The following is a 21,961-nucleotide window of genomic DNA, read 5'->3' as shown; positions in this document are numbered from 1 at the left end:
GTCCAGAAGGAGATACCCTGGGAATGGAGGAATGGCGTGCCTTGGTGGCAGCCGAACGAGAGGTCGCTCGATGTCGCGCCGAGGTGAACCAGTTGCCCTCACGCATGGAATTGCTGGCGAAGGCACTTTCAAGCAGTTCGGCGTGGGATCGGTCTGCCGCTCTGGATTTCCTCCACCTCTTCCCTGAGGACGTTCCGAAGCTGCTCGATCTGCTGGTTGACCTTTCCTTGTCGACTGGGTGGGCGCTGCCCGTCCGTGAGGCGATCCGGGCAGCTCGGAAAGAAATTGATCCATCGAAATTCGCGCGGGTAGCGCTAAAGTGCCTATCTAGCGGTGAAGTGGAAGACTATCTCAGGCTGGCTGACGTACTGGCCGAGGTTGAAGCGTGGGAAGCTCTGAGTGCCGTGATTGGCAAAGCTGCCGAGAGTGGCGACCCTGAAATCCGGGAAGTTTCTCGCAGTTTCACTGAAAGCCACGGCGGCATGCTGCCTTGATTGGCGAGTGGCCTTCGTTGGTGAAAATGGGCCGAGTCCCGTGTTCTCCGAATTTCCGACCTGCTGAAATTCGGGTCTACGACGGGTGTAGGTCTGCAAACCCGAAGCCCCGTCAGGTGCGTCCTGGCGGGGCTTCGGCACTTGGTGACGGCAGTAGTTGACGGCAACGTCAGTGGACGAGGGAGGCGCAGGGTGGCGGTTCGTTGCCGTCGGAGCGTGCCGTCTTGGTGTTCTCCGGGCTGCCGAGTGCGGTGCTGAGGGTGTTGATGGCGTTCCCACTGGAGGCGGAGCTTGACGTGGGCGTAGACGGTGGCGGTGACGCCGATGTGGGCGTGGCCGAGGAGTTCCTTGATCACGACGAGTTCGACGCCCTGTTCCAGCAGCAGGGTGGCGGTGGAGTGGCGGAGGTCGTGGAAGCGGATGCGGCGGAGGCCGGCCTTGCGGAGGAGCGTGATGAAGGCGCGGGTGGGGTTGGTCGGGTCGATCGGTCGGCCCTGCGCAGTGGTGAACACGTGCCCGTCGTGCCGCCACGTGGTGCCCGCGGCCTCATGCTCGCGCTGCTGCTGCTCGTGGTGGAGCTTCAGCGACTGGACGCAGCGGGTGGGAAGGGCGATGCGGCGCTCGGAGGCCCGCGTCTTGGTGGGCAGCGTGGTGAGCCCGCCTGCGGCGGTTCGCTGAAGGGTGCGGCGGACGGCGGCGGTGCCCGCGTCGAGGTCGAGGTCTTCCCAGTGCAGGCCGAGGAGTTCGCCTTTGCGGAGTCCGGTGTGGAGGGCGAGTTCGAACAGCGCGTGCAGCCGGTGGTCCTGGGCGGCGGTGAGAAACTGCCGGGCTTCTTCGGAGGTGAGGGGTTCGAAGCGTCGGGGGCGTGGGGTGCCGGTGCGGACGTTACGGGCGACGTTGCGCGGGATCTCTTCCTCACGGACGGCGTGCTCCAAGGCGGACTTGAGCACGGAATGGAGATAGGTGAGCGTCAGCGGGGAGAGCAGCTTGGAGCAGCACCGGCCGGCGGCGCAGCAGCGGGGCTGGTCGCGCCGGGCGTCGATGCCGCGCGTGCAGCACTGGCAGGTGGTGCGGAGCTGGTTGAGCCAGGTACGGACGTCCTTGGCGGTGAGCTTGGCGAGCTTCTTCTTGCCCAGGCCGGGGATGAGGTGTCGGTTGACACAGGCGGTGTAGCGGGTGTGGGTGTTCTCGCGGAGGTGGTGGACGAGTACTGGAGCCGGGAAGAGGATTCCGTCGAGTCTCCTCAAGGATTACGATGTCGGGAAGAATGCGGCCCCTGGGACGACCGCTCCGCTGTGCTCGTATTGCCGTACAAATACGGCTACGGCAATTGACCACGTTGAGCCTAGGACCGGCGGCGGTGACCTGACTGATGCAAACACCACGCCGGCTTGTACATTTTGTAATAGCTCGAAGCGGGATCGATTGGCGCCGATGAATCCGCCGCCCAATTACACCGGCCCCTGGCCGCCGCCCTGGTGGCCCTCGAGGATGACACCGCCCTAGGGGCGAGTAAGTGAGGGGCGGCTCCCGACGGGCTGATAGGAAGTTCAACCGTCGCGGGCCGCCTCACTGGTGGGGAGCGTCGTTGTTGCCTCACCGACCGCCTAGACTGCATGGGGCGGTAGTCCCACCTTCCATCCGGTTTGATCTGGAGCGTCGCATGAAGTTCATCGTCCATGAGAGTCCGGTTCGTCGGGGCGACAGCGACTACATTGCACGGGCTGATCTCTCGCCGTTCGGTTTGAAGGGGGAGGTGGAACAGCTTTGGCTTAAGAGGCTTGACGATGGTTCGCTTGAGTTGTGCTGCATCCCTTTCCGGGCTTATGGTATTTCCCTCGGCGACATCGTTTCTCTTTCTGAGGATGGCACCGCCGTTTCCCGATTGGTCCGGAAGTCGGGGCGGAGAGTATTGCGGGTTTTCCTGTTGGAAACAGCGGACTCTTCGAGCGTGGCGAGAGAGTTTGCTGCTGAGATTTCGCGGCTCGGCCTAATGAGCGAATGGAGCGGCGATAGGCATGCGGCAATTGACGTGCCGATCGACGTCGACGGCGCAAGCCTGATCGGCCTTTTCGAACAAGCGGAGGCTGAAGATCGGGCTTTTTGGGAATGGGCTGACGCTGTTTCGTTCTCATCAGGTGAGGCGTAGACTTAAGCGAAGTTATTACGGCCCCACCGGATGTGCCCGGTGGGGCCGTAGTGGTGTTTGACGGCAACGTCAGCGGACGGGGACCGATGGCGTTGCGCTGGAGACGGAGCCGGACGTGGGCGTAGACAGTGGCGGTGACGCCGATGTGGGCGTGGCCCAACAGCTCCTTAATGGATACGAGTTCCACTCCTTGCTCCAGGAGGAGGGTGGCCGCCGATTTTCGGAGATCGTGGGCCCGTATGCGGCGGAGTCTGGCCTGGCGGAGCAGTGTTGAAGTGCCGGGTGAGAGTGGCCCCCTTCGATCGGGGTGTCGTCGGGGCGGGTAACTACGTAGCCGCTGTCCTTCCAGTCTGGCTCCGCTGCCCCGCGTTCCTTGCACTGCCGGCTGCGGTGTTGTTCGAGGGAGCGTTGGCACGGCGTGGGCAGGGCGCTGTGGCGTGCGGAGCTCCTTGTCTTGGTGGGGAGAGCGGTCAGCTCGCTGGAGGTGGTGCGTTGGAGGGTGCGGCGGATGCTGGTGCTTGCGCCGGTGAGGTCGAGGTCTTCCCAGCGCAGGCCGAGAAGTTCGCCCTTGCGGAGGTGTGAAGAGCGAGTTCGAGCAGGGCATGCAGCCGGTGTCCGTGAGCGGTGGCAAGGGACTGGCGGGCTTCGTCGGCGGTGAAGGGTTCGAAGCGGCGGGGCGGGGGGGGGTGCGGACGTTGCGCGGAATCTCCTCCTCGCGGACAACGTGTTCCAGAGTGGACTTGAGGACGGAGTGCACGTAGGCGAGGGTCAGGGGTGAGGGCTGCCGGGAGCAGCACTTTCCGACAGCGCAGTAGTAGGGCTGGTCGCGGGCGGTGTCAAGGCTGCGGGCAAGGGGCGGAAGGGAGATGGGTGGCGGCTCTGAAGGCCATGGAGCTCACCGGTGCAGATATCGGCCCGCAGCGCAAGATCCGCGTCAAGAACAACGCCTTGGCCGCCGTCTACGGAAAATCCGACTCCAGTGCCGCGCCCGTCCGGTGCCGGCCGCTGGATCTCATGTTGTCCTACAGCTCCGTCCCAAGCCGAAGGCCTTCCATCCCTACGCGGTCGTCGAGAAGGGGGTCACGTACAACAACCCCAAGGGCGCCGAGCTCATCGTGGGGCTTGCCGTGCATGACGAGGCCGGTGCTAAGAAGGTGATGGCGGGGCTGCGGACGCGGTGGACAAGTGCGGCAGTGGCTTCGAGAGTGTCGAGGGCGCGTACAACAAGGTCGAGGAGTGGCCCGCCCAGGACCTCGGCGACGACGCCGTCGCCTATGTGATGCAGGTGGCGTGCACGGTGAGCTCGCGAACGCCCGTTACACCGTGGTGCGCAGCGGCTCCACCATCGTCACCTTCCAGGCCACCAACCTTGAGGCACCCCAAGAACTCACAGGCCCAGACATGGACTTGGTCGATGCCCAGTTGGCCAAGGTGACGGAGGCGGCGTCCGGGGGCTGATGCACGGCGTCGCGCCCCCGGCGAGCGGCCCGGGGAGGGCTCAGTGTTCCGCGCGCCGGGCCTTCGCCAGCCAGAAGATCGCCGTGACCGGCAGAATCACCGGAATGAAGAGGTACCCCATCCCGAAGTCCGACCACACCGTGGCGTCGGGGAAGGCCGACGGCTCGACGAGTGTCCAGGTGCCGACGCCCAGCACGCCGACCAGCTCGGCGGCGCAGCACACCAGCGCCGCCGTGCGGGCCGTGCTGCCGCCGCGTACCAGTGAGTACGTGATGAAGCCGTAGACGAGGCCCGCGAGCGCGGAGAGCGAGTACGCGAGCGGGGCCTTGTCGAAGTCCGTGGCGATCTGTACGGCCGAGCGGGACACGGCGCCGACGACCATCACGCCGTACAGCCACACCAGCAGGATGCCCGGGCCGGTGATCAGCTTCTGGCGGGTCCCGCCGGTACCGTGCGCCTCGCTTTTCTCGGTCACCGTCACCTCAGCCTCCCCAGATGTCGTAGAGCCGCACTTCGAGCACCGCGAGCACCACGCCGCCCGCGGCCACCGTCAGGGAGCCCCAGCGGCTGCGCTCGGCGAGTGACATGAAGCCCGCCGCGGGAACGCACGCGAAAGCACCGATGAGGTACGCCACGAAGATCACCGTGCCCTGCTCCGCCTGCTCGCCGCGGGCGAGCTGGACGATGCCGGCGACCAGTTGGACGGCGGCCAGCAGGGTCACCACGCCCATGCCGATGAAGTGCCAGTCCTTGGTCGGCTGGTCGCGGTAGGCGGCGAAACCGCACCAGGCGGCGAGGGCGAGCGCGGCCACCGAGGTCGCGATCGTCAGGGCAACAAGCATGCTCGTGACTTTATTACGGGGCCTTCGGCCCGCCGCGTCCGGCCCTCGGCCCCCTGCACCGCCCGCGGGAGCGCCCCGTACGCTCGATGCCCATGAAGATCCATGCTGACGCGCTCCTGTTCGACAACGACGGCACCCTCGTCTCCTCCCTGGAGTCGGTGTACCGCTGCTGGACGCGGTGGGCGCGGGAGTACGGGATCACCGCCGAGGAGTTCGGCCGGGTGGAGCTGCACGGCCGTCCCGCCGCCGAGATAGCCGCCGACCTGCTGCCCGCGGACCGGGTCGCCGAGGCCGTCGCCCGCATCGAGGAGCTGGAGGTCTCCGACGTGGCGGGCGGCGTCGTGCTGCTGCCCGGCACGCGTGAGCTCCTGGACTCCCTGCCCATGGACCGCTGGGCCGTGGTGACCTCCGCGACCCGCGTCCTCGCCGAGGCCAGGCTCGCCGAGGTCGGCATCCGTCCCGGCCTCGTCATAGCCGCCGACGACATCACGCGCGGCAAGCCCGACCCGGAGCCCTACCTCCTCGCGGCCGAGAAGCTCGGCGCCGACCCCGCGCGCTGCGTCGTCTTCGAGGACGCGCCGGCCGGGCTCCAGGCGGGCCGGGCGGCGGGCATGACCACCGTGGCGTTGGCCACAACGCACCCCGCCGCCGAGCTCTCCGCCGACGTCGTCGTCAAGGACCTCTCCGCCGTGTCCGCGCAGGCCACGGCGGGCGGCGTGGAGATCGTGACCGCCGACTGAACCGGCCGGTCAGGACGTCCGGTGCCGTCCCACCGCTGTCCGTAATGCGGACAGCAGTGGCGGACGCCGACCTCACGCGTGTTTTACTTGGGCCCATGACCACGACGAGCAGCCGCACCCTTGCGACCGAGGCGATCACGACGCCCGGTGCTCGTTGTATGTGTCGAATGTGCGCCTTCTGAGGGCCCCCGCACCACCTCTGAGTTTCGCGCCCCGAAGCGAAGCCGCTGTGCCGCTCCTGATCGACGTACTCGATGAAACCCCGTGGAGACGAACTCCATGGAGTCGACAAGTCGACGTAGGAGGCGAGCCGGCCCCGCGCACACGTCCTCCGGTTCCACCGCACCACCACCGCGAGAACCGTGCCGCGTTCCGAACGAATGCCCCGTGCCCGGCGCATCCCGCGCCGCGCACTCGACAGTGACGGAAACCCCTGTGATCACCACTTCCGGCCTCACCAAGGTCTACCGCTCACGCGGTCGTGAAGTAACCGCCCTCGACGGAGTCGACCTGCACGTCCGCGAGGGCGAGGTGTACGGCGTCATCGGCCAGTCCGGCGCCGGCAAGTCCTCCCTGATCCGCTGCGTCAACCTCCTGGAGCGCCCCACCTCCGGCACCGTGACCGTCGCCGGCCAGGACCTCACCGCCCTCGCGGGCCGCGGTCCGCGTGCGGGCAAGGAGCTCAGGCAGGCCCGCAGCCGCATCGGCATGGTCTTCCAGCACTTCAACCTGCTGTCCTCGCGGACCGTGCAGGACAACGTCGAGCTGCCGCTGGAGATCCTCGGCCTCTCCGGCCAGGAGCGCTCCCGCAAGGCACTCGAACTCCTCGACCTCGTCGGCCTCGCCGACAAGGCCCGGTCCTACCCGGCCCAGCTCTCCGGCGGCCAGAAGCAGCGCGTCGGCATCGCCCGCGCCCTCGCCGGCGACCCGAAGGTGCTGCTCTCCGACGAGGCCACCAGCGCCCTCGACCCCGAGACCACCCGCTCCATCCTCCAGCTCCTGCGCGACCTCAACCAGCAGCTCGGCCTGACCGTCCTGCTCATCACGCACGAGATGGACGTCGTCAAGAGCGTCTGCGACTCCGCCGCCCTCATGGAGCGCGGACAGATCATCGAGTCGGGCACCGTCAGCGAGCTGCTCGCAACGCCCGGCTCCGAGCTCGCCGCCGCGCTCTTCCCGGTCAGCGGCGACGCCACGGGCGCCGACCGCACCGTCGTCGACGTGACCTTCCACGGCGAGGCCGCGACCCAGCCGGTGATCTCCCAGCTGTCGCGCACGTACAACATCGACATCTCGATCCTCGGCGCCGCGATGGACACCGTCGCGGGCAAGCAGGTCGGCCGCATGCGCATCGAGCTGCCGGGCCGCTTCGAGGAGAACGTCGTCCCGATCGGCTTCCTGCGCGAGCAGGGCCTCCAGGTCGACATCGCGGGCGAGGAGCCCGCGCCCACGCCGAAGGACGCGACGCTGCTGGTCAAGGAAGGTGCCAAGTGACCTGGTCGCAGATGCAGCCCCTGCTGGAGCAGGCCTGTTGGGACACCCTCTACATGGTGGGCTGGTCGACGCTGATAGCCGTCGTCGCCGGACTGCCGCTCGGTGTCCTGCTCGTCCTCACCGAGCGCGGCGGACTGCTTCAGAACGCCCTGCTCAACAAGGTGATCGGGCAGATCGTGAACATCGCCCGCTCGATGCCCTTCATCATCCTCATGGTCGCCCTGATGGGCTTCACGCGCTGGATCACCGGCACCACGATCGGCCGCGAGGCCGCACTCGTGCCGCTGGCCATCGGTGCCATCCCGTTCTTCGCGCGCCTGGTGGAGACCTCCATCCGTGAGGTCGACGGCGGGCTCGTCGAGGCCGTGCAGTCGATGGGCGGCTCCACCTGGACCGTCGTACGCAAGGTCCTCGTCCCGGAGTCGCTGCCCTCGCTGATCTCCGGCGCCACCACCACGATCGTCGCCCTCATCGGCTACTCCGCCATGGCGGGCACCGTCGGCGGCGGCGGCCTCGGCGACCTCGCCCTGCGCTACGGCTACCAGCGCTTCGAGACCGAGCTCATGTGGATCACCGTGGCGATCCTCGCCGTGGTCATCTCGATCATCCAGTTCGTGGGCGACTACGCGGCCCGCAGGCTGCACAAGCGCGGCGGCGGCTCCGGCCGGCTGCCGCTCTTCCGGCCGCTTAGGGGCACGCTGCCCGGCACCGCCGCCGCCGAATCGGCCACCAAGACCGGCTGACGCGAGGCCCACCAGACCGGCTGACGGTCACCAGGACTTCCCCGCGCGTCCCGCGGGGCTGCACCACCCATGGAGAAAGGCACTTTTCGTGCGTAACACCGCCAAGATCACCACCGCTGTCCTCGCCGCCGGAGCCCTCACCCTCGGGCTCTCCGGCTGCGGCTCCGACAAGGGCGCGGGCGACAAGGACGGCCCGCTCGTCGTCGCCGCGACCCCGACGCCGCAGGGCCAGATCCTGGACTACGTCCAGAAGAACCTCGCCAAGAAGGCGGGCCTCGACCTCGAGGTGAAGGAATTCACCGACTACATCACGCCGAACACCGCCGTGGAGCAGGGCGAGGTCTTCGCGAACTACTTCCAGCACAAGCCGTACCTGGACGACTTCAACAAGAAGCGCGGCACCGACATCGTGCCCGTCCCGGGAGCCACCGTGCACCTGGAGCCGCTCGGCGTGTACTCGAAGAAGGTCAAGAAGCTCGGGGACCTGGAGAAGGGCGCCACGATCGCCATTCCCAACGACACCACCAACGAGGCCCGCGCGCTCAAGCTCCTCGAGGACAACGGCGTCATCGAGCTGAAGAAGGGCGTGGGCTACGAGGCCACCCCCAAGGACGTCGCCAAGAACCCCAAGAACATCAAGTTCAAGGAGCTGGAGGCGCCGGCGGTGCCCCGCACCCTGGCCGACGTCGACGCCGCGGTGATCAACGGCAACTACGCCCTGGAGGCCAAGCCCGCGCTCAGCCCCGCCAAGGACGCCATCGTCGCCGAGCCCGCCAAGGGCAACCCCTACGGCAACTTCCTCGCCGTCAAGAAGGGCGACGAGAACGACCCGCGCGTGAAGAAGCTCGCCAAGCTCCTCACCTCGCCCGAGGTCAAGAAGTTCATCGACGACAAGTACGACGGCGCCGTCGTCGCGGCGTTCTGACCGTGCGTACGCCCGCCATCGCCGCCGCGGCGGGAGCCCTGACCCTGGCGCTGGGCCTCACCGCGTGCGGCGCGGACACCGGGAACGACGGCGAGCTCGTGGTCGGCGCCACCCCGACGCCGGCCGGCGAGGTCCTCGCGTACATCCAGGAGAACCTCGCGAAGAAGGAGGGCCTCGACCTCCGGATCACGGAGTTCACGGACTACGTCACGCCGAACACCGCACTCCAGGAGGGCTCCCTCGACGCCAACCTGTACCAGCACACCCCGTATCTCAAGGACTTCAACAAGTCGAAGAACGCGGACCTGGTGCCGGTCACCGAGGTGTACCTGCCCCCGATGGGCGTGTACGCGAAGGAGATCAAGGACGTCACCCGGCTGCCCGAGGGCGCGACCGTCGGCGTCCCGAACGACACGACCAACGAGGGCCGGGCGCTGCAACTGCTCGCCTCCAAGGGCGTCATCGGGCTGAAGAAGGGCGTCGGCGGCACCGCGACGCCCGAGGACATCACGTCCAACCCCAAGAAGCTCACCGTCAAGCCGCTCGAACCGGCGCAGCTGCCGCGCTCCCTCGACGACCTCGACGCGGCGGTCATCAACAACAACTTCGCGCTCGACGCGAAGCTCAGCCCCAAGGAGGACGCGATCCTCCTCGAGTCCCCGAAGAGCAACCCCTACAACAACGTCCTCGCCGTCAAGAAGGGCGACGAGGACGACCCGCGGGTCAGGAAGCTGGCGAAACTGCTGACTTCCCCCGAGGTGAAGCGGTTCATCGAGGACAAGTACAAGGGCTCCGTCCTGCCCGTCCAAGCGGGCTGAACGGCCTCACGCGCGCGTGTCACCCATGGGGTCCTCCTCCCGGCCGGGAGAGGACCCCGTGGTGCGTCTGCGCCCGCACATGCTGCATGCTGGGCACTTCAGAAGGCCGAAAGGTGAAGGTCCCTCAGGTCTGTGAAGGTTACGGAGCGGCGCATGACTACAGCCTCCTCGGGCACATCGGGCACGTCGGACCCGGCCGGGTTCCCCGACATCTCCATCAGCACGGAGCGGCTGGTGCTGCGCCCCCTCGAAGAGGCGGACGTCCCCGCGTACGCGGAGATGATGAACGACGAGCAGGTCACCGCCTGGACCTCCGTGCCCGAGCCCTTCACCGAGGCCGACGCGCGCGACTGGATCACCCGACAGGCGCCCGCCGAGCGCGCCGAGGCCCGCGGCATCGTCCTGGCCGTCACCGAATTCCTCACCCAGCGCCTCGTCGGCATCATCCAGCTCAAGTGCACCGACTGGCGCGTGCGCTCCACCGAGCTGAACTACGTGATCGCCCCCTGGGCCCGCGGCGAGGGCTACGCGACGGAGGCGGCGCTCGCCACCGCCCAATGGCTGTTCCACGACCAGAAGTTCGAACGCATCGAACTGCGCACCGCCGCCGACAACACCGCGGCCCAGCAGGTCGCGCAGAAGATCGGCTGCATCAGCGAGGGCGTCCTGCGCGGCGCCTGGATAGCGCGCACGCGCAACGGCGGCGACCCCTTCGGCGGCTGGCTGCGGGTGCGCACCGACCTGATCGTCTGGAGCCTCCTCCCCGAAGACCTCGAAGGCGTCTCGGAGACCCTCGCCGACAGCGGCTTCTCGTCCTTCTCCGACTGGAACTGACCCCGGTCCCAGCAGGTAGGCTCGCCCATGGCCGCGTGCCCGGCTGTCCCCACCGCAGCCGCCACCCCGCACTGACGACCCGCGAGAACCCAGGAGACAGACCAAGATGGCCGACCGGGTCACGGTGATCGGCTGGGACGGCACGCCGCTGACCGCGGCGGCGCGCTCCGCGCTCGGCGCGGCGACGCTCGTGGCGGGCGCCGCCCACCACCTGGCGCTCGACGAGCTCCCCGCCCGCGCCGAACGGATCCGCCTCGGCAGCGTCGCCCTCGCCGCCCGCCGCATCGCCGCCCACCGCGGCACCGCCGTGGTCCTCGCCGACGGCGACCCCGGCTTCTTCGGGGTCGTACGCACCCTGCGCGCACCGGAGTTCGGCCTGGAGGTCGAAGTGGTGCCCGCCGTCTCCTCCGTCGCCCAGGCCTTCGCCCGCGCGGGCATGCCCTGGGACGACGCCGAGGTCGTGGTCGCCCACCGCCGCACCCTGCGCCGCGCCGTCAACGTCTGCCGCGCCCACCCCAAGGTCGCCGTCCTCACCTCGCCGGGCGCGGGCCCCGCGGAGCTCGGACTGCTCCTCCAGGGCGTCCACCGCACCTTCGTGATCTGCGAGGAGCTCGGCACCGAGCGCGAGCAGGTCTCCGTCGTCACCTCCGACAACGCCGCCGACCACACCTGGCGCGACCCGAACGTCGTCATCGTCATCGGCGGCACCGCCCCGGCCGCCGACACCGGCTGGATCATGGGGCGCGAACCGACCCGCGGCGCGCGCGGCTGGGCGCTGCCCGCCGCGGAGTACGGCGGCGACATCTGGCTCGGCGAGGGGGAGAACGACCGGCTCCGGGCGGCCCAGCTCGCCCGCCTCGGGCCGCGCCCCGGGGACCTCGTCTGGGACATCGGCTGCGGCAGCGGCGCCTTCACCGCGGAGGCGGCGCGCTTCGGCGCCGCCGTGATCGCCGTCGACCGCGACCCCGACGCCCTGGGCCGTACCACGGCGGCCGTCCGCCGCTTCGGCGTACAGGCGCAGACCGTGCACGGCGTCGCCCCGCACATCCTCGAAGACCTGCCCGAACCCGATGTCGTACGCGTCGGGGGCGGGGGAGCCGCGGTCGTCTCCGCGGTCGCCGACCGCCGGCCGGAGCGGATCGTGACGCACGCCGCGACACGCGACGCCGCCGAACTCATCGGCAGGGACCTGAGCGAGCACGGGTACGCCGTGGAGTGCGCCCTCCTGCAATCCGTGGAGCTCGACACACGGGCCTGGCGCGAAGAGAAGCGGACGGTGGCATTCCTGCTCTCGGGGCGGCTGCCCGACCGCTCCCCGTGACCCCGCCGACACAGAGCGCGGGGTAGGCTGGCCGATTGTTGTACTGCACCAGGGCGCCCAGCGGTTCGCTGGTCAATGCCCGGAAAGCCCGCCCGCTTTCGGGGGGTGTGTGGTACGGCATGACCGGAGGACGCGCAACGTGGCGCAGTCCACAGCGGGCCGTGGCCGATCAAGCTGCCACGGCGGCGGACCGACAGGGACAATGCCTGTTGTCCGGCGCGCGGTTCGTGCCGCGGGGCGCGCACGCTCGTTGAGGATGACGGGCGGTCGGTGCGCCGCTCCGGGCGTTGGGGCCGCCCGCCCCGGCCGTAGGCCGAGGGGCGGTCGAAGAAGCACTAACCGATGGGCGAGGGGTTACGCATGACCGACACCGGCCAGGTCCCGGGTGAGGGACTGCCGGAGGGCGCAGGCAACGGTGTGCCTTCCGGGCCCGTGCAGGGCATGGAAGCACAGCAGCCGGGCGTCTCGGCCCAGGGCACGGGTCCCTTCGCCGATGCGGCCGCCGCGGCTGACCCCGCCGACCCCGCCGCTCCCTCCGGCTTCTCCGAGCAGCCCGCCGACGACGACCTGCTGCTGATGCCGGGCGCCCAGGGCGCGTGGAGCGAGGGTCAGTCGGCGCCGGGACAGGCCGCGGCCCCCCAGGCCGTCCACCAGCCCGGGCCGCACGAGACGTCGGGCCGGGACAGCGGTTCGGTCGACCTGACCGGCGTCCGCATGCCCGGCTCCGCGCCCGCCGCGTCCCACCCGAGCCCCGCCCGCCGCCCGCTGCACCACGGCCCCTCGGGCCCGGTCGTGCCGGACGGCACGGGCAGCCCGGTGCGCTCGCTCGCGGACCGGGGCCCCGCGGACGCGCCGTCCGCGCAGCAGCACTCCGTGCCGGTACGCCAGGCGGGACCGCCGACGACCGGCCCCGAGTACCTCGACGTCCCGCGGGACGACGCGGGGCTGCCGGGCCCGCAGCTCGGCGAGATCCAGCCGCAGGGGGCCGGGCCGTGGGCGCCCGAGGGTGCTGGCGCGTACGCCGCGCCAGCAGAAACGGTCGTCCCAGAGGCCACAGGCGCAACAGCGGCCACAGGCGTCACAGCCGCAACACCGGCACCTGAGTCGCCGGAGACGGATGCTCCGGTTCCGGGGGCGCCCGAGCCCTCCGCGTTCCCGCAGGCCGCAGATGCCGCGGACGGCGCTCCGGGCGAGGCCCCCGCCATGGCACAGCACGCCGCCGACCTCGGCCAGGCGCCCATGGAGGAGCAGCAGTTCCCCGTGGCGCAGCAGCAGTTCCCGCCGGCCGAGCAGCAGTTCCCGGTGGAGGAGCAGCCCGCGTTCGCGGCGCAGGGCGCGCCCGCCGCGGTCGGCCAGTCCTCGTTCGCCGTCGCCTCCGCCCAGCCGTGGGAGAGCGCGCAGGCCCCGCACGCCGAGGAGGCGGCCCAGGCCGGGTTCGCTCCCGAGGCGCGGCATGCCGCACCGGACCCGCACACCCCCGAGCCCCAGATGCCGCAGGCGCCGCAGGAGTCCGCGGTGCCCGCGAACGCCCCGCTGTCCGGCCAGGGCGACTTCGGCGGTGCCCAAGAGCCCGCGCCCATCGGCCAGTTCGTGCCGGTCGAGGGCACGGTCCCGACCACGCCCCACCTGGCGCCGACGCCTCCGCACCCGCTGGTCGTCGCCCAGGAGGACGCCGCTCAGCAGGCGCCCGCCCCGGAGCTCCCCGCGGACCCGGCCGAGGGTGCCCCCGTCCCCGTAGCGCCCCTGGAGGCCGCGGAGGCCGCGGCGCCCGAGGCCATGCCCGCCGAGCCCCTGACCGCCGGGGAGCACACTGCTCCCGAAGAGCAGGCAGCTCAGCAGGAGCAGACAGCTCACCCAGAGCCGTCAGCCGCCGAAGAGCTGGCGCCCGCCGCAGAACTCACGCCCGCCGAAGAGCCGACAGCCCCCGAAGAACCCGCAGTCGTCGAACCCGCAGTCGTCGAAGCGAGACCCGAGGCGGCGCAGCAGCCCGTCGTCACCGTGCCCGGCCCGCGTGACGGCGCCCGGCCCACGGCGGCACCCGCCGCCGAGCCGACCGACGTGCCCGCAACGGCCGTTCAGCAGGGCGGTGCGCCCGAAGCAGCCCTCCAGCAGAGCGACGAGAGCCCGACGGACGAGGCGCCGGACGGGCCCGTGCGGACCCCCCAGGTCCCGCCCGCCCCCACTGTGCCCCGTATTGTCTCCTCTGCGGCGGCTCCGACCGAGTTCCCGGCCGCCCCCGAGACGGCCGACCCGGCCGACGAGTTGGACGAGGCCGACGAAGTCATCTCGTTCGAACCGATCGAAGCGAACGAAGTGACCGAAGTGGCCGAAGCACCCGAGATGGCCGAAGCGCCTGAAGCACCCGCCCCCGCGCCCCGGACGGCAGAGGTCCCCGAGGTCCTCGCGCCCGTCGCCGCGCAGGCAGCCCCCGAGGCCCTCGCGCCCGAGACGGCAGAGGCCCCCGAGGACCTTGCGCCCATCGCCGCCCAGGCAGCCCCCGAAGCGGCTGCGGCTGCGGCCGAGACGCCCCTCGCCGAAGAGCACGCCGTGGCCGCCCCGGCCATGGCCGGGGCAGAGGAGGCCGAGGTCCCGGAGCCGCTGACCGCGGCGGAGCCCGGCGCCGACCCGGCCGAGCCCGTGATGTCGCCCGGCACCGCCGCTCCCGGCTACGCCGACGCCGAGCGCGAGGCCGTCCTGCGCGTCATGCGCGAGCGCCGCGACATCCGCAACGGCTTCCGTTCGGACCCGATCCCGCACGAGGTGCTGCTGCGCGTCCTGGAGGCGGCCCACACGGCGCCCTCCGTGGGCCACTCCCAGCCCTGGGACTTCGTCGTCATCAAGTCGGCGGAAACCCGGCGCACGATGCACGAACTGGCCGAGCGCCAGCGCGACGCGTACGCCAAGTCCCTCCCCAAGGGCCGCGCCAAGCAGTTCAAGGAACTGAAGATCGAGGCCATCCTCGACACCCCGGTGAACATCGTCGTCACCGCCGACCCCACCCGCGGCGGCCGCCACACCCTCGGCCGGCACACCCAGCCGCAGATGGCCCCGTATTCCTCGGCGCTCGCCGTCGAGAACCTCTGGCTCGCCGCCCGCGCCGAAGGCCTCGGCGTCGGCTGGGTCAGCTTCTTCGACGAGCGGGAGATGGTCCGCGCGCTCGGCCTGCCGGAGCACCTGGAGGTCGTCGCGTACCTCTGCGTCGGATACGTCGACGAGTTCCCCGACGAGCCCGAGCTGATGCAGGCCGGCTGGTCCAAGCGCCGCCCGCTCTCCTGGGTCGTCCACGAGGAGACGTACGGCCGCCGCGCGCTGCCCGGCGAGGACCCGCACGACCTGCTCGCCGAGACCGTGGCCAACATCCGCCCGCTGGACGCCAAGGCGCTCGGCGAGGCGTGGGAACGCCAGAAGCGGATGACCAAGCCGCCGGGCGCGCTCGGCATGCTGGAGATCATCTCCGCCCAGCTCTCCGGCCTGTCCCGGATGTGCCCGCCGCCGATCCCGGAGCCCGCGGCCGTCGCGATCTTCGCGGGCGACCACGGCGTGCACGCCCAGGGCGTCACCGCCTGGCCCCAGGAGGTGACCGCGCAGATGGTCGCCAACTTCCTCGGCGGCGGCGCGGTCTGCAACGCCTTCGCCAACCAGGTGGGCGCGGAGGTCTGCGTCATCGACGTGGGCGTGGCGAGCGAACTCCCCGCCACCCCGGGCCTGCTGCCCCGCAAGGTGCGCGCGGGCACCGCCGACATGACGACCGGTCCCGCCCTGACCCGCGAAGAGGTCAAGGCGGCCATCGAGGTCGGCATCGAGACGGCCCGCGACCTGGTGGCCGCGGGCAACAAGGCGCTCCTCACCGGCGAGATGGGCATCGCGAACACGACCGCGTCCGCGGCCCTGATCTCCGTCTACACCGAGGTCGACCCCGCCGAGGTCACCGGCCGCGGCACGGGCATCAACGACGAGATGCACAGCCGCAAGGTCGAGGTGGTCCGCCGCGCCCTGGACCTCCACCAGCCCGACCCGGCGGATCCGGTCGGCGTCCTCGCGGCGATCGGCGGCCTGGAGCACGCCGCCATGGTGGGTCTGCTGCTCGGCGGTGCCTCGCTGCGTACGCCCGTCATCCTGGACGGCGTCAGCGCCGGCGCGGCGGCCCTGGTCGCCCGCGCCATCGCCCCCGAGGTCCTCGCGGCCTGCATCGCGGGCCACCGCAGCGCGGAGCCCGGCCACGTCGCGGCCCTGAACAAGCTGGGCCTGCGCCCCCTGGTCGACCTGGACCTCCGCCTCGGCGAGGGCACGGGCGCGCTCCTGGCGCTGCCGGTCGTCCAGAGCGCGGCCCGCGCGATGCACGAGGTGGCCACGTTCGACTCGGCCGGCGTCACCGAGAAGTAGCCGCCGAGGGGCGGAGCCCCCGTTTTCGGTACCGGGGCGGGGCTGGGGGAGACCTCCGGCCCCGCCCCCGCCATACTGAACCCGCACGTCAAGCAGCCGCTCCAACGCAGCAGCGGTGGCGCACCACGAAGACTCCGCCCGCACGAGGAGCCCCAGAGCCATGGCCGAAAACCCCGCCTACCCCGTAGGTCTCCGCCTCGCGGGACGCCGCGTCGTCGTCCTCGGCGGCGGCCAGGTGGCCCAGCGCCGCCTCCCGGCGCTGATCAAGGCAGGCGCCGACGTCCTCCTCGTCTCGCCCTCGGCGACGCCGTCCGTGGAGGCCATGGCCGACGCGGGCGAGATCACCTGGACCAGGCGCCGCTACGAGGACGGCGACCTCCAGGGCGCCTGGTACGCCCTGATCGCCACCAGCGACGACGAGGCGAACACCCGTGCCTCCGCCGAGGCCGAGCGGCACCGCGTCTGGTGCGTGCGCTCCGACGACGCGGAGGCGGCCACCGCCTGGACCCCCGCCACCGGCCGCTCCGAGGGCGTCACCGTGGCGGTCCTCTCCAGCGACGTCCACGACCGCGACCCGCGCCGCACCGCCGCCATCCGCGACGCGGTCGTCGAGGGCCTGCGCGACGGCAGCCTCGTCGCCCCGCACCTGCGCACCAGGACCCCCGGCGTGGCCCTGGTCGGCGGCGGCCCCGGCGACCCCGACCTGATCACCGTGCGCGGCCGGCGCCTGCTCGCCGCCGCGGACGTCGTCATCGCCGACCGCCTCGGCCCCCGCGACCTCCTCGACGAGCTCCCGCCGCACGTCGAGATCATCGACGCCGCGAAGATCCCGTACGGCCGCTTCATGGCCCAGGAGGCGATCAACAACGCCCTGATCGAGCACGCCAAGCAGGGCAAGGCCGTCGTCCGCCTGAAGGGCGGCGACCCCTACGTCTACGGCCGCGGCATGGAGGAGCTCCAGGCGCTCGCCGAAGCGGGCATCACCTGCACCGTCGTACCCGGCATCTCCAGCTCGATCTCGGTCCCCTCGGCCGCCGGCATCCCGGTCACCCACCGTGGTGTCGCCCACGAGTTCACGGTGGTCAGCGGCCATGTGGCCCCGGACGACGAGCGCTCCCTGGTCGACTGGCAGTCCCTGGCCAAGCTGCGCGGCACCCTCGTCATCCTCATGGGCGTCGACAAGATCGGCAAGATCGCGGCGGCCCTGATCGCCCACGGCAAGGCGGCCGACACCCCGCTCGCCATGATCCAGGAGGGCACCACGGCCGCCCAGCGCCGCGTCGACGCGACGCTCGGCACCGTCGCCGACGCGGTCCGCACCCACGAGGTGAAGCCCCCCGCGGTCATCGTCATCGGCGACGTGGTGAAGGTCGGCCCCCAGCCGCTCGCGTAACAAGCCCCGCACCCCCGCAAGTAACCAGCGGTAACGGAACCCGTCCGGAGCCGTTGGCACCACACCCAGGACAAGGCAGTATCACCCTGTGGCTGATCTCATCACCGTCGACGACCCCGACGACCCGCGCCTGCGCGACTACACAGGCCTGACCGACGTCGAGCTGCGCCGCAAGCGCGAACCGGCCGAGGGCCTGTTCATCGCGGAGGGCGAGAAGGTCATCAGACGGGCCAAGGACGCGGGCTACGAGATGCGCTCGATGCTGCTCTCGGCCAAGTGGGTCGACGTCATGCGCGACGTCATCGACGAAATCCCCGCGCCGGTCTACGCGGTCACCCCCGACCTCGCCGAGCGTGTCACCGGCTACCACGTGCACCGCGGCGCCCTCGCCTCCATGCAGCGCAAGCCGCTGCCCACCGCCGACGAACTCCTCGCCACGACCCGCCGCGTGGTCGTCATGGAAGCGGTCAACGACCACACCAACATCGGCGCGATCTTCCGCTCGGCGGCGGCGCTCGGCATGGACGCCGTCCTGCTCTCCCCGGACTGCGCGGACCCGCTCTACCGCCGCTCGGTCAAGGTCTCGATGGGAGCCGTCTTCTCGGTCCCGTACGCCCGCCTGGAGTCCTGGCCCAAGGGCCTGGAGGGCGTGCGCGAGGCGGGCTTCAACCTGCTGGCCCTCACCCCGGACGAGAAGGCCAAGTCCCTCGACGAGGCGGCCCCCCACCGCATGGACCGCGTCGCGCTGATGCTCGGCGCGGAGGGCGAAGGACTCTCCACCCAGGCGTTGGTCGCCGCCGACGAATGGGTGCGCATCCCGATGGCTCACGGCGTGGACTCGCTCAACGTGGGCGCGGCGGCGGCGGTCGCGTTCTACGCGGTGGCGACGGGCCGCCCACAGCTCTGACAGGGCAGGGCGCGGGTCCGCGGACAGGCTCTCAGCCGCGGACGTCGGCCCCCGGGCCGCCCTGCGGACGCGGCACCTGCGCCTGTGACTGCTCCTGTGCTTGCGCCTGTGACTGCTTCTGCTGGTGTACGCCCGTGTCGCCGAGGCTCCGCGCGGGTCCCTGGCACCCCTGGGCCGCCGCGATGCCGAGCGCGACCAGCAGCGTCACGACGACGAACACGGTGAGCCGCTGCCGCAGCAGCCGCGGATTGGCGGGCACGCGACGGCCCGTCCCTGTGGTGCGCGGGCCCTGGCGCCCGGTGCCGCTGCGCGGGGCGGGCCTGCCGCCGGAGCGGGTGGTGTTGCGCGGCCCGGTGGGCCGGGCGCCGGAGCGTGGCGCGGCCGGGCGGGACGGACCGGTCCTGGCCGGGCCCGACCGCGGCGGGGGAGTGGCGCCCGGGGCGGCCCGCCGCTGGGTGCGCTCGTCCAGATACCTCTCGGCGAGCCGGCCCGTCGGCCGGTCCTGGTGGTCCTGCCGGGGCGCGGGCGGCCGCGCCTCGCCGATGCCCTGGGCCTCGCGGGCGGCGATCTCCTTCAGCCGCAGCGACAGTTGCAGCGTGCTGGGCCGCTCCTCCGGGTCCTTGGCGAGGCAGGCCCTGATGAGCGGCGCGAGCGCGTCGGGCACGCCGTGCAGCTGCGCCTCCTCGTGCACCACCCGGTAGAGCATGACCTCGGAACTGCCGTGGCCGAAGGGCGAGTCCGCCATGCCCGCGTACGCGAGCGTGGCGCCGAGCGCGAAGACGTCGGTGGCGGGGGTGACGGCCGCACCGCGCACCTGTTCGGGAGCGAGGAAGCCGGGGGAGCCCACGGCGGTCCCGACATGCGTCAGCGTCGAGGCGCCGGTGGCCCACGCGATACCGAAGTCGATGATCCGCGGCCCCTTCGGGGACAGCAGGATGTTGGACGGCTTGAGGTCACGGTGGACGACACCGGCCTCGTGCACGGCGACGAGACCCTCGGCGAGCGCCGAGCCGACCACCGCGACATCGGCCGCGGAGAGCGGCCCCTCGGCGGCGACCTTGTCGTGCAGCGAGGGCCCGGGGACGTACTGCGTGGCGAACCACGGCCGGTCCGCTTCGAGATCGGCGGCGACGAGCCGCGCCGTGCAGCCGCCGCGGATACGGCGGGCGGCCGAGACCTCCCGCGCGAACCGCGACCTGAATTCCTGATCCTCCGCCAGATCGGGCCGGATCACCTTCAGGGCGACGCGCTGCCCCCTCCGGTCCGACCCCAGATAGACGACCCCCATGCCGCCGGCGCCCAGGCGCCTGTGCAGCCTGAACGAGCCGACGACACGCGGGTCCTCGCGCCGGAGCCGCATCATCGCCATGTCCATCCCCGCTACCCGGTCCGTCTGACGAGCCACAGCTTACGTTTCCGCGGCCGGGCACGTGCAGAGGCCGCGCCCTCGCGGGGCGATCGATTGTCAGTGCCGGGTGGGAAACTTGAAGAGTGGTCAGGGGACGGGGGACGGGCGGCCGTTGCCGTCGCCCCGTGCTCCAACCAACCGTCACTGAAGGGGGATTGATCCCGTGAAGGGTGATCGTGTGGAGATAGTCGTGGACGCCGGTGACACGACTCGGACGTACGAAGTGGTGGCGAGCAGGGCCGGTCGGCGGGTGGAGACGGCGGTCCGCAGGGGAGTGGTCGAAGTGAGCGAAGTCACCCGTAGCGGGTCTGTGGTGCGTACGGCGCGTTTCATGGCGACCCGGGTCCTGGCCCTGGTGGAACAGCCCGTCCCCAGGGAGGACGCCTCCGAGACCACGGCGCGTCCCCTCCGGGAAGACCCTGAGTCCTAGGACCCGTCCTAGGACCCGGTCTCCACCCACGGGAGTACGCGCACCTCGGCCGCTCATCCTCCGGGAGGCCCGGCAATCGGTACGAGGGCATGACGCCGTGGTTCCCCCGCGCGCCTAAATTTGAGGTCAAGCGGCGGGTGGAGCACTCGTCCCCCGAGGTCAGACACTCGCCGCCCCAGATCCACATCGAAGCGGTCAGGAGAGGAATCATGGCGGACACGGCACCGCGGACCATGATCCGCACGCAAGGGCGCAGGTTCTCCGCGTTCGGCGTCCGCCCGTCCGGCACGCGCCACCCCTTGGTGGCGACGGCCATGGTCCTCCCCCTGGCAGCCCTGCTCGTGGTCGTCTTCGGCGGCTGGGAGGCAGTGGTCACACAAGCGTCGTCCGTAGGCGTGATGCTGGGGCGCTGAGCGGCGCCCCGGGCCCGGAAGAGCGGTCCGGGCGGGGACATCCGGCCTTGAAACCCCGTGGGGACGGGGGTGCGGCGGACGGCATAATGCCCGCGCAGCTGGGGAGCTGCGCGGGCATTGCCATGCCCGCCGCCCGCCACCGGGGCCGCCCGGCCGGTGCGCTCACGGCGTGCGGTCGGTCGTACGCTTCGGCGACGGCACTTCGACGTACGGGAAAGCACGTGACCATTGCGATCCGCAGCGCTCTGACCACCAAGGCCCGGGCCGCGGCCCACGCCCGCCCCGGCGGGCCCTGCGTCTGCGGGGCCGGGGACGAGGTGCTCGCGGACCGGGCGGACGGCACCGTGGTCCGACACGGTGACCTGGTCGCGAAGGCGCACGCGGCCGACACGGAGCCGGCAGAGCTGGCGGTACGTCTCGACGTGGCCGCACGCCTGCCCGGTGTCCTGCTGGCTCCGCTGCGAGCCGGCGCGGACGTGCTGCACGGGCACCCCGTGACGTACTGGCCCCACGGCACCCCGGTCGACCGCGACGACCCGGACGCCGCCCCCTGGGAGGCCGCCGCCACCCTCCTCGCCCGCCTGCACGCCACGCCCCAGGCCGCGCTGCCGCGCCCGCTCCCGCCGATGCGGGGCCCCGCCAAGGCGGCACGGGCCGTGGAGCGGCTTCGCGCCGCGGGCCCGCACCCCGCGGCGCCCCCGGTCCTGCGCGCCTGGGCGGGCCTGCCGCCCTGGGCCCGCGCCGAGGCCGCCGCGCCCGGACCCCGGCACCTGTGCCACGGCGACTTCCACCTGGGCCAGCTCGTGCGCGCGGCGGAGGGGCACTGGCTGCTCATCGACGTGGACGACCTCGGCGGCGGCGACCCCGCCTGGGACCTGGCGCGCCCCGCCGCCTGGTACGCGTGCGGCCTGCTCGCTCCGCAGGAGTGGACGCGGTTCCTGGACGCCTATCGGAGGGCCGGCGGCCGGGCGGTCCCCGTGGACGGCTCCGACCCCTGGCCCGCCCTGGACGTCCCCGCCCGCGCCCTGACCGTGCAGACCGCGGCCCTGGCGATCGCCAAGTCGGTGGCCGCCGGACGCCCCCTGGACGAGGTGGAACAGGCTCTGGTCGACGCCTGCGCCCGGATGGCCGGAGTGGCCGCTCGCCCGCCCGAGTTGGCACCGGACCCGACGAAGTAGGGTGCAACACACCGAAGCCGGGCAGTCTCCC

General features: G+C 71.5%; 20 protein-coding genes and 2 pseudogenes. 17 read left to right on the top strand and 5 right to left on the bottom strand.

Features of this window, described 5'->3' with window-relative positions; genetic code table 11:
* The first annotated feature begins 23 nt into the window (after positions 1-23).
* The gene (locus tag ACZ4Z4_RS15770; protein WP_468327191.1) at positions 24-494 is read left to right on the top strand and encodes a hypothetical protein; all 471 of its coding nucleotides are present in this window, start codon (positions 24-26) and stop codon (positions 492-494) included.
* Between the two features lie 169 nt (positions 495-663).
* On the opposite strand, the pseudogene ACZ4Z4_RS15765 reads toward ACZ4Z4_RS15770, so the two are convergent.
* A pseudogene (locus ACZ4Z4_RS15765) lies at positions 664-1,705 on the bottom strand (tyrosine-type recombinase/integrase); the annotation flags it as partial.
* On the opposite strand from ACZ4Z4_RS15765, the gene ACZ4Z4_RS15760 reads away from it, so the two are divergent.
* Positions 1,671-2,000, top strand: coding sequence for an HNH endonuclease (locus ACZ4Z4_RS15760; RefSeq protein WP_468327189.1), 330 nt, complete (start codon positions 1,671-1,673; stop codon positions 1,998-2,000). The pseudogene ACZ4Z4_RS15765 and the gene ACZ4Z4_RS15760 overlap by 35 nt on opposite strands.
* Before the next feature lie 157 nt (positions 2,001-2,157).
* Positions 2,158-2,643, top strand: coding sequence for a DUF4265 domain-containing protein (locus ACZ4Z4_RS15755; RefSeq protein ID WP_468327187.1), 486 nt, complete (start codon positions 2,158-2,160; stop codon positions 2,641-2,643).
* 85 nt (positions 2,644-2,728) lie between these two features.
* Here ACZ4Z4_RS15755 and ACZ4Z4_RS15750 read toward each other — a convergent pair.
* Positions 2,729-3,490: pseudogene (locus tag ACZ4Z4_RS15750) on the bottom strand (tyrosine-type recombinase/integrase); the annotation flags it as partial.
* Positions 3,491-3,933: 443 nt separating this feature from the next.
* Here ACZ4Z4_RS15750 and ACZ4Z4_RS15745 point away from each other — a divergent pair.
* Positions 3,934-4,101 carry a hypothetical protein gene (locus ACZ4Z4_RS15745; protein ID WP_468327185.1) on the top strand — a complete coding sequence of 56 codons (168 nt, stop codon included), beginning with the start codon at positions 3,934-3,936 and terminating at the stop codon, positions 4,099-4,101.
* A 40-nt stretch (positions 4,102-4,141) separates the two neighbouring features.
* Here ACZ4Z4_RS15745 and ACZ4Z4_RS15740 read toward each other — a convergent pair whose 3' ends face one another.
* Both ACZ4Z4_RS15740 and ACZ4Z4_RS15735 read right to left on the bottom strand, forming a co-directional pair.
* Positions 4,142-4,576, bottom strand: a complete 435-nt coding sequence (locus ACZ4Z4_RS15740) for a hypothetical protein (RefSeq protein ID WP_468327183.1) — start codon at positions 4,574-4,576, stop codon at positions 4,142-4,144.
* Between the two features lie 7 nt (positions 4,577-4,583).
* Positions 4,584-4,943: a hypothetical protein gene (locus ACZ4Z4_RS15735; RefSeq protein ID WP_468092432.1), complete on the bottom strand. Its 360-nt coding sequence runs from the start codon at positions 4,941-4,943 to the stop codon at positions 4,584-4,586.
* 92 nt (positions 4,944-5,035) lie between these two features.
* Between ACZ4Z4_RS15735 and ACZ4Z4_RS15730 the strand changes: the two genes are divergently transcribed.
* The 10 genes from ACZ4Z4_RS15730 (at position 5,036) to ACZ4Z4_RS15685 (ending at position 18,501) form a co-directional block, all read left to right on the top strand.
* A complete protein-coding gene (locus ACZ4Z4_RS15730; RefSeq protein ID WP_468327182.1) occupies positions 5,036-5,683 on the top strand; it encodes an HAD family hydrolase in 648 nt (215 codons plus the stop codon).
* Between the two features lie 435 nt (positions 5,684-6,118).
* The gene (locus tag ACZ4Z4_RS15725; protein WP_468327180.1) at positions 6,119-7,177 is read left to right on the top strand and encodes a methionine ABC transporter ATP-binding protein; all 1,059 of its coding nucleotides are present in this window, start codon (positions 6,119-6,121) and stop codon (positions 7,175-7,177) included.
* Positions 7,174-7,920: a methionine ABC transporter permease gene (locus ACZ4Z4_RS15720; protein ID WP_468327178.1), complete on the top strand. Its 747-nt coding sequence runs from the start codon at positions 7,174-7,176 to the stop codon at positions 7,918-7,920. Before ACZ4Z4_RS15725 ends, ACZ4Z4_RS15720 begins: the two co-directional genes overlap by 4 nt.
* An 88-nt stretch (positions 7,921-8,008) precedes the next feature.
* Positions 8,009-8,845, top strand: coding sequence for a MetQ/NlpA family ABC transporter substrate-binding protein (locus tag ACZ4Z4_RS15715; RefSeq protein ID WP_468327176.1), 837 nt, complete (start codon positions 8,009-8,011; stop codon positions 8,843-8,845).
* Positions 8,846-8,847: 2 nt separating this feature from the next.
* Complete coding sequence (locus ACZ4Z4_RS15710) at positions 8,848-9,663, top strand: MetQ/NlpA family ABC transporter substrate-binding protein (RefSeq protein WP_468327174.1); 816 nt, start codon at positions 8,848-8,850, stop codon at positions 9,661-9,663.
* A 153-nt stretch (positions 9,664-9,816) separates the two neighbouring features.
* On the top strand, positions 9,817-10,497 hold the full coding sequence (locus tag ACZ4Z4_RS15705) for a GNAT family N-acetyltransferase (protein WP_468327172.1): 681 nt from the start codon (positions 9,817-9,819) through the stop codon (positions 10,495-10,497).
* Positions 10,498-10,603: 106 nt separating this feature from the next.
* Positions 10,604-11,818 carry a precorrin-6y C5,15-methyltransferase (decarboxylating) subunit CbiE gene (cbiE, locus tag ACZ4Z4_RS15700; RefSeq protein WP_468327170.1) on the top strand — a complete coding sequence of 405 codons (1,215 nt, stop codon included), beginning with the start codon at positions 10,604-10,606 and terminating at the stop codon, positions 11,816-11,818.
* Between the two features lie 360 nt (positions 11,819-12,178).
* On the top strand, positions 12,179-16,201 hold the full coding sequence (cobT, locus tag ACZ4Z4_RS15695) for a nicotinate-nucleotide--dimethylbenzimidazole phosphoribosyltransferase (RefSeq protein WP_468327168.1): 4,023 nt from the start codon (positions 12,179-12,181) through the stop codon (positions 16,199-16,201).
* A 160-nt stretch (positions 16,202-16,361) separates the two neighbouring features.
* Positions 16,362-17,594, top strand: coding sequence for a uroporphyrinogen-III C-methyltransferase (gene cobA, locus ACZ4Z4_RS15690; RefSeq protein ID WP_468327166.1), 1,233 nt, complete (start codon positions 16,362-16,364; stop codon positions 17,592-17,594).
* A gap of 88 nt (positions 17,595-17,682) precedes the next feature.
* Positions 17,683-18,501, top strand: coding sequence for a TrmH family RNA methyltransferase (locus ACZ4Z4_RS15685; RefSeq protein ID WP_468327164.1), 819 nt, complete (start codon positions 17,683-17,685; stop codon positions 18,499-18,501).
* 31 nt (positions 18,502-18,532) lie between these two features.
* Here the strand turns inward: ACZ4Z4_RS15685 and ACZ4Z4_RS15680 are convergent, their stop codons facing one another.
* Positions 18,533-19,876 carry a serine/threonine-protein kinase gene (locus tag ACZ4Z4_RS15680; RefSeq protein ID WP_468327670.1) on the bottom strand — a complete coding sequence of 448 codons (1,344 nt, stop codon included), beginning with the start codon at positions 19,874-19,876 and terminating at the stop codon, positions 18,533-18,535.
* A 196-nt stretch (positions 19,877-20,072) separates the two neighbouring features.
* On the opposite strand from ACZ4Z4_RS15680, the gene ACZ4Z4_RS15675 reads away from it, so the two are divergent.
* The 3 genes from ACZ4Z4_RS15675 to ACZ4Z4_RS15665 all read left to right on the top strand — a co-directional run bounded on the left by ACZ4Z4_RS15675 (position 20,073) and on the right by ACZ4Z4_RS15665 (position 21,930).
* Complete coding sequence (locus tag ACZ4Z4_RS15675) at positions 20,073-20,339, top strand: hypothetical protein (RefSeq protein ID WP_468327162.1); 267 nt, start codon at positions 20,073-20,075, stop codon at positions 20,337-20,339.
* A gap of 209 nt (positions 20,340-20,548) precedes the next feature.
* On the top strand, positions 20,549-20,752 hold the full coding sequence (locus tag ACZ4Z4_RS15670) for a hypothetical protein (protein WP_055569527.1): 204 nt from the start codon (positions 20,549-20,551) through the stop codon (positions 20,750-20,752).
* Between the two features lie 221 nt (positions 20,753-20,973).
* Positions 20,974-21,930, top strand: coding sequence for an aminoglycoside phosphotransferase family protein (locus ACZ4Z4_RS15665; protein WP_468327160.1), 957 nt, complete (start codon positions 20,974-20,976; stop codon positions 21,928-21,930).
* The last annotated feature ends 31 nt before the right edge of the window (positions 21,931-21,961 follow it).

It is taken from the genome of Streptomyces sp. NPDC030245 (assembly GCF_055572995.1).
The sequence above is the reverse complement of the archived record's forward strand: the minus strand, read 5'-3'. Positions and strand labels throughout refer to the sequence as shown.